The following is a 6219-nucleotide window of genomic DNA, read 5'->3' on the forward strand; positions in this document are numbered from 1 at the left end:
GCCCCCCCCTCCCGCGCGCCCCGAGCCGCCCCCCCGCCCCGGCCCCGCCCCCCCCCGCCCCCCCCCGCCCCCCGCGCCGGAGCCGCGCCCCCCGGTCCCGGCGTCGCACCGGCGCCGCTCGCGCCGGACCGGGAAAGCGAATCGGGTGTCGTCAGGTCCCCGCCCGCCCGTCGAACCTGGCGCCGGGGAAGGTGCGCCAGGGCCGATAGCCGAGCGGACCGAGGCCTCACGGCACCCGAATCCTCAAGCGGTCGAGCCACGAACCGGTGACCGGATCAGAAGACGCCGGGCAGCACCTCCTCGCGGGCCTCGGCGTAGCGGTCCTCGTGCTCCTCGAGGTAGCGCTGCCAGGCCTGCGCGTCCCAGATCTCCAACCGGCTGATCGCGCCGATGACCACGCACTCCTTGGTCAACCCGGCGTAGCGCCTCAGCTCGGGGGCGATCAGGACGCGACCCTGCCCGTCGGGGCGCTGCTCGTCGGTGCCCGCGAACAGGTAGCGCTGGTAGGCGCGGACGGCCTCGTTGGTGAAGGGGGCCTCCGCGACCTTGCGCGCCATCTGCTCGAACTCGGCCCTGGGGAACACGTACAGGCAGTGGTCCTGGCCCTTGGTGACCATGAGACCCCCCGCTAGCGCGTCCCGGAACTTCGCAGGCAGCGTGAGCCGGCCCTTGTCGTCGAGCCTCGGGTGGTGCGTGCCCAGGAACACGGCGTGGCACCTCCCGTCGCCGACGAGATCGCGACCGGCAGTGGGGCCCCCGTCTGCCCCACCGGCCGCCACAGTACCCCACTTTTCACCACAGTCAACGCCAAAAGCCCTTGCCCACCCACCTCGGAGGGGACGTTTGCGCTGGTAGGGAGGCTGCGTTTCCCGAACGTGACGGTGGGGGAAAATCGCGGCCGACACCCCGGCGAGTGACTCCGACAGGGCCGAACATCACCCGAACGGCCTAGGAATTCGGCCCAAAACCGGGCTTCGGCCGCACCGGGTGGGGAATCGTGGTGAACCGGGGTGGGGCGACGTGGAGGACGCGCGCCGGACCGGCCTCGTGGAAACCTTGAGGTCGGTTCTGTTGAATCGGCGGTCCGGGCCGAGGACGTCCCGGAGCACACCCGTGCTTAGCCCCGGTTTGACACACTTCGTGAAACGCTCACGCCTTCCCCCCTACACGGTCGTGCGTGGGCCGCGCCCCAGGAGGTCGAGTGACTCCGAGTACCCCGCCAACCGCGCTCCCCGGCCACCCCGGCGGGGGTGCGGCGAACCCCAACGGCTCCGTCAGGGGCCAGCGGCCGGATGAGGTGCTCGCCGAGCTGCACTCGGTGGTCGGCCGGATAGCGGCCAACGTCGAGCGGGTCATCGTAGGCAAGCCGGACGTGGTCCGCGTCGCGCTGGTCACCCTGCTCGCGGAGGGCCACCTGCTCGTCGAGGACGTGCCGGGCGTCGGCAAGACGTCGCTGGCCAAGGCGCTGGCCAGGTCGATCGACTGCACGGTGAGCCGCATCCAGTTCACCCCCGACCTGCTGCCCAGCGACATCACCGGCGTGTCGATCTACAACCGGCAGGAGAACGACTTCGAGTTCCGGCCGGGACCGATCTTCGCGAACATCGTGATCGGCGACGAGATCAACCGCGCCTCCCCCAAGACGCAGTCCGCGCTGCTGGAGTGCATGGAGGAGCACCAGGTCACCGTCGACGGCAGCACCTACCCGCTGGGCGAGCCGTTCATGGTGGTCGCGACGCAGAACCCGATCGAGATGGAGGGCACCTACGCCCTCCCCGAGGCGCAGCGCGACCGGTTCACCGCGCGCGTGTCGATCGGCTACCCGGACCCGGCCGCCGAGCTGGCGATGGTGGACGAGCACGCCGGGCACGACCCGCTGGGCGAGCTGCGCCCGGTCTCGGACGCCGCGCAGGTGCTGCGGCTGGTCAAGGCCGTGCGCGGGGTGCACCTGTCGCCCGAGGTGCGCCGGTACGCGGTGGAGCTGGTCGGCGCGACGCGGCGGCTGCCCGAGCTGCGGCTGGGCGCGTCGCCGCGCGCGACGCTGCAGCTGGTGCGGGCCGCGCGGGCGCAGGCGGCGCTGTCGGGGCGGGACTTCGTGGTGCCGGACGACGTGCACGCGGTGTCCGTCCCGGTGCTCGCGCACCGGCTGGTGCTGACCGCGGAGGCGCAGGCCGCGCGCCGGTCCGCGGCTGACCTGGTGCGCTCGCTGGCGCAGCGCGTCCCGGTGCCGCAGGCGTCGGACCAGCGCCCGCAGGCCCACCGCTGACATGGCGGGGGCGCTGTCGGGGCTGACCACGCGCGGGCGCTGCCTGCTGGCCGCGGGCGTCACGGCGGGCGGGTGCGCGTGGGTGCTGGACGAGCGGGACCTGCTGCGGGTGGCCGTGTTCGTGGTGGCGATGCCGCTGCTGGCGGCCTGGTTGGCGCAGCGGGCCCGCGTGGGGCTGCGCGCGGCGCGGTCGCTGGACCCGGTGCGGGTGCCGGTGGGCGCGGCGGCCGAGGTCAGGGTGGAGCTGCGCAGCGCGGGCAGGCTGCCCACGGGCGGGCTGCTGCTGGAGGACGCGGTGCCCTACGCGCTGGGGAGCAGGCCGAGGTTCGTGGTGGAGCGGTTGCCGCGCAACCACCGGACGTCGCTGCGCTACCAGCTCAAGCCGGTGATGCGCGGGGTGCAGCAGGTGGGTCCGCTGCTGGCCAGGATCACCGACCCGTTCGGGCTCGCCGAGTTCGACCAGGAGATGGCGGGGCGGACCAGGCTGGTGGTGGTGCCGAGGGTGGTGCGGCTGTCCGGGCTGCCCGGCGGGTCCGGCATGGGCTCGGGCGACGACGGGTCGATCCGGTTGCGCACCGGGCAGGGCGAGGACGACGCGGTGGTGCGGCCGTACCGGCACGGCGACGACCTGCGGAAGGTGCACTGGCGCTCGACCGCACGGCGGGACGAGCTGATGGTGCGGGTGGAGGAGCGGCCGTGGCGCGGCGGCACCACGGTGCTGCTCGACCACCGGCTGGCCGCGCACCGGGGCAGCGGGCCGTCGGCGAGCCTGGAGTGGGCGGTGTCGTTCGCGGCGTCGGTGTGCCTGCACCTGAACCGGTTCGGGCACCAGGTGAAGCTGGTCGGCGACGACGGCCGGGTGCTGGCGGGGGTGACGGGCGACGCCGGGCACGGCGACGACGTGGTGCTGGACTCGCTGGCGGCGCTCCAGCCGTCGCACCGGTTGGAGCTGGCGGCCGGGTTGGACGCGGGCGCGGGCCAGGAGGTGGTGGCGCTGCTGGGCGCGTGCTCGGCGGAGGCGGCCGAGTCGCTGGCCAGGCACCGCAGGCGCGGGACGCGCAGCCTCGCGGTGGTGCTGGACGTGGCGGCGTGGGCCGGGGCGCGGGAGAACGCGGCGGTCAGCGCGGCGGGCCCGGCCGGTGCGGCGGCGACGTCGGCCGAGGACACGGCCAGGGTGCTCAGGGCCTCGGGGTGGGGCGTGGTGGTGGCGACGCCCGCCACGCCGATGGACCAGGTGTGGCGGGAGCTGTGCCACAGCGCGGGCAACCGCGGTCGCGCGGAGGTGGGCTAGGTGGCCGGAAGAGGGAGCGCGGGCGGCGACTGGGTCGTGGCCACGACGCCCGCCGTCGCGGGGTTGGCGACGCTGTGCACGGCGATGGCGCTGTCCAGCGTGCTCTCCGGGACGCTGTGGGTGGTGTACCTGGGGGTGGCGATCGCCGTCATCGCCGGGGTGGGCGTGCTGCTCAGGTCGGTGCGGGTGCCCGCGCCGCTGGTGCCGTTCGGGCAGTTCCTGGCGCTGGCGTGCCTGCTGGTGACGATCTTCACCAGGACCGGCGTGCTGGTGGTGCTGCCGGGGCCGCGGTCGCTCGGCGACCTGGTGGGGGTGCTCGGGGCGGCGCTGGAGGAGGTGCAGACCGGGATACCGCCGGTGCCGGACAGCCCGGCGATGCGGTGCCTGGTGATGCTGGCGATCGGCGTCGTCGCGGTGGTGGTGGACACCCTGGCGGTGGCCGCCGCCGCGCCCGCCGCGTCGGGGCTGGTGCTGCTGTGCGTGTTCGCGGTGCCGGTGTCGCTGGCGGACGAGATGCTGCCGCTGTGGATCTTCGTGCTGGGGGCGGCGGCGTTCGCGCTGCTGCTGGCCGTGGACGGGCAGCACCGGCAGAGCGCGTGGCGGGGCAGGCTGCCCAGGGGCGCCGGGGTGAACTCGGCCCCCGCCGCGACGGCGGTGGCGGGCGCGGCCGTGGTGACGGCGCTGCTGGCGGGACTGCTGAGCGCGCCGCTGGTCGGCACGGTCGGGCGGCTGCCGGGCACCGGTGAGGGAGGCGGGACGGGCAAGCTCGGCATCGAGCCGATGACGGAGCTGCGCGGGATGCTCAACCGGGGGCAGACCAAGGAGCTGTTCCGGGTGCGGGACCTGCCGAGGCAGGCGTACATGCGGGCGATGACGCTGCGCGCGTACGAGCCCGACCGGGGCTTCCGGCTCGGCGGCAGCATGCAGTCGGGCGTGCAGGCGAACGACGGCGAGCTGCCCAGGGGCGTGGGGTACGACCCCGACGCCAAGACCGAGGTGCTGGAGATCGAGCCGGTCGACTGGCTGGACAACTGGCTCCCGGTGTACGGCAAGCCGAGGCGGATCGAGTCGCTCCAGGACGAGTGGCGGTTCGACCCGGAGCGGGAGATGCTCTACAGCCAGCAGCAGCGCGAGGTGGACCGGTACCGGTTGGAGACGGTGCTGGACACGCCCACCGACGAGCAGCTGCGGCAGGCCACCGCGCGCGGTGAGGGGGCGGACGGGGAGAGGATCAACCAGGAGTACCTGGACGCCCCCGGTGTCGACCAGCGGGTGGTCGATTTGGCGCGGCAGGTCACCGCGTCCGCGCAGAACCCGTTCGACCGGGCCAAGGCGCTGCACGACTACTTCAAGGACCCGGACAACGGGTTCCAGTACAAGCTGGAGACGAAGAACGACTTCGACTCGGGCGCGCTCGCCGACTTCGTGCTCACCGGGAAGACCGGGTTCTGCGAGCAGTACGCGACGGCGATGGCGATCATGGCGAGGACGCTGGGGCTGCCGTCGCGGGTGGCGGTCGGGTTCACCGCGGGCTTCCCGAGCGCGGAGTACCAGACGATCACGACGGACGACACGCACGCGTGGGTGGAGATCTACTTCGACGGGTACGGCTGGATGACGTTCGACCCGACGCCGCTGAGCGACCGGGCGGTCGTGCCCCCGTACATCTCCGGGAACCGGGTGGAGAACGAGGACGGGGCCAGCAGCGCGCAGGTCACGACGACGACCACGACGGCGGTGTCGAGCTCGGCGGCGAACCCGTCGGCCTCCACGTCCGCCGACGCGGCGGCGCAGGGGCAGCAGGACGACGGCGGGAACCGGGTGCCCGCGTGGCACTTGGTCGCGCTGGTGGGCGCGCTGGCGCTGGCGGCCCTGCTGGCGGCGGTGGCGCTGCTGGGCAGGCGGCCGGGTGGTGAGCGGGCGGTGTCGGGCCGGGCGAAGCGGGTCCTGGTGGCGGGTGCGGCCGGGTCGGGCGTCGCGGCGCTGGCGCTGACGGCGGCGCTGCTGTCGTGGTGGTTGGCGGCCGTCGTGGCGGTGGCCGCGGTGGCCGCGGCCCCCGCAGCGCTGCGCGAGGCGACCAGGCGCGCGAGGCTGCGCAGGGTCGCGGCGCTGGGGCCGGACGCGGCGGGCGCGGCGTGGCAGGAGCTGATCGCGGAGTCGCTGGACCGGGGCGCGGGCGTGCGGAGCACGGAGACGGTCCGGGTGGCGGCGAGGCGGTTGGTGCGGGAGCACAACCTGGACGAGCAGGGTAGGGACGGCCTGCGCGCGGTGGTGGGCGCGGTGGAGCGCTCGTGGTACAGCGCGAACGGCGGCGCGGACCCGACCCTGCCGACGGCGGTGGACGAGGTCCGCCGGTCGTTGACCCGCAACGCGCCGCTGGCCCTGCGGGCGAAGGTGCTGCCGAAGTCGGTGCTGCAGAAACCACCGGGTGGCAAGGAGAGCTGACCGGGGGCGTGGTCGCCGCGCGGGACCGGGGGGGCGGCGGCGGACCGGACGCCGGTGCTTGCGGCAAGCGGCCCCGCCAGGCGCCGAGCCGGGGGGGCCGCTTCGCGTTTGGGGGCGCTGGGGTTCAGGGGCGCTGGGGTTCAGGGGCCGCGCGAAGTGCTGTGGTCCAGGAGCCGCGCGAAGTGCTGGGGTCAGGCCGGGGAGCACTGGGGGCGAA

At 74.7% G+C, this 6219-nt stretch carries 4 protein-coding genes; 3 read left to right on the plus strand and 1 reads right to left on the minus strand.

Annotation, left to right across the window (positions count from 1 at the left end; translation table 11 throughout):
• Positions 1-275: 275 nt before the first annotated feature.
• Positions 276-707 carry a division/cell wall cluster transcriptional repressor MraZ gene (gene mraZ / locus ACTUAL_RS04930; protein ID WP_015804473.1) on the minus strand — a complete coding sequence of 144 codons (432 nt, stop codon included), beginning with the start codon at positions 705-707 and terminating at the stop codon, positions 276-278.
• A gap of 494 nt (positions 708-1201) precedes the next feature.
• On the opposite strand from mraZ, the gene ACTUAL_RS04935 reads away from it, so the two are divergent.
• From ACTUAL_RS04935 to ACTUAL_RS04945, 3 genes are read left to right on the plus strand one after another with little or no spacing between them, the layout of a single operon-like run.
• A complete protein-coding gene (locus ACTUAL_RS04935; RefSeq protein ID WP_440899415.1) occupies positions 1202-2266 on the plus strand; it encodes an AAA family ATPase in 1065 nt (354 codons plus the stop codon).
• A 1-nt stretch (position 2267) separates the two neighbouring features.
• Positions 2268-3557 carry a DUF58 domain-containing protein gene (locus ACTUAL_RS04940; RefSeq protein ID WP_096496470.1) on the plus strand — a complete coding sequence of 430 codons (1290 nt, stop codon included), beginning with the start codon at positions 2268-2270 and terminating at the stop codon, positions 3555-3557.
• Complete coding sequence (locus ACTUAL_RS04945) at positions 3558-6002, plus strand: transglutaminase family protein (protein ID WP_440899416.1); 2445 nt, start codon at positions 3558-3560, stop codon at positions 6000-6002.
• Positions 6003-6219: the final 217 nt, after the last annotated feature.

The organism is Actinosynnema sp. (assembly GCF_052038725.1).

Excerpts from the sequence above, each read along its gene's own strand:
- ACTUAL_RS04940 (WP_096496470.1), top strand. The coding sequence starts at position 2,268 with ATGGCGGGGGCGCTGTCGGGGCTGACCACGCGCGGGCGCTGCCTGCTG.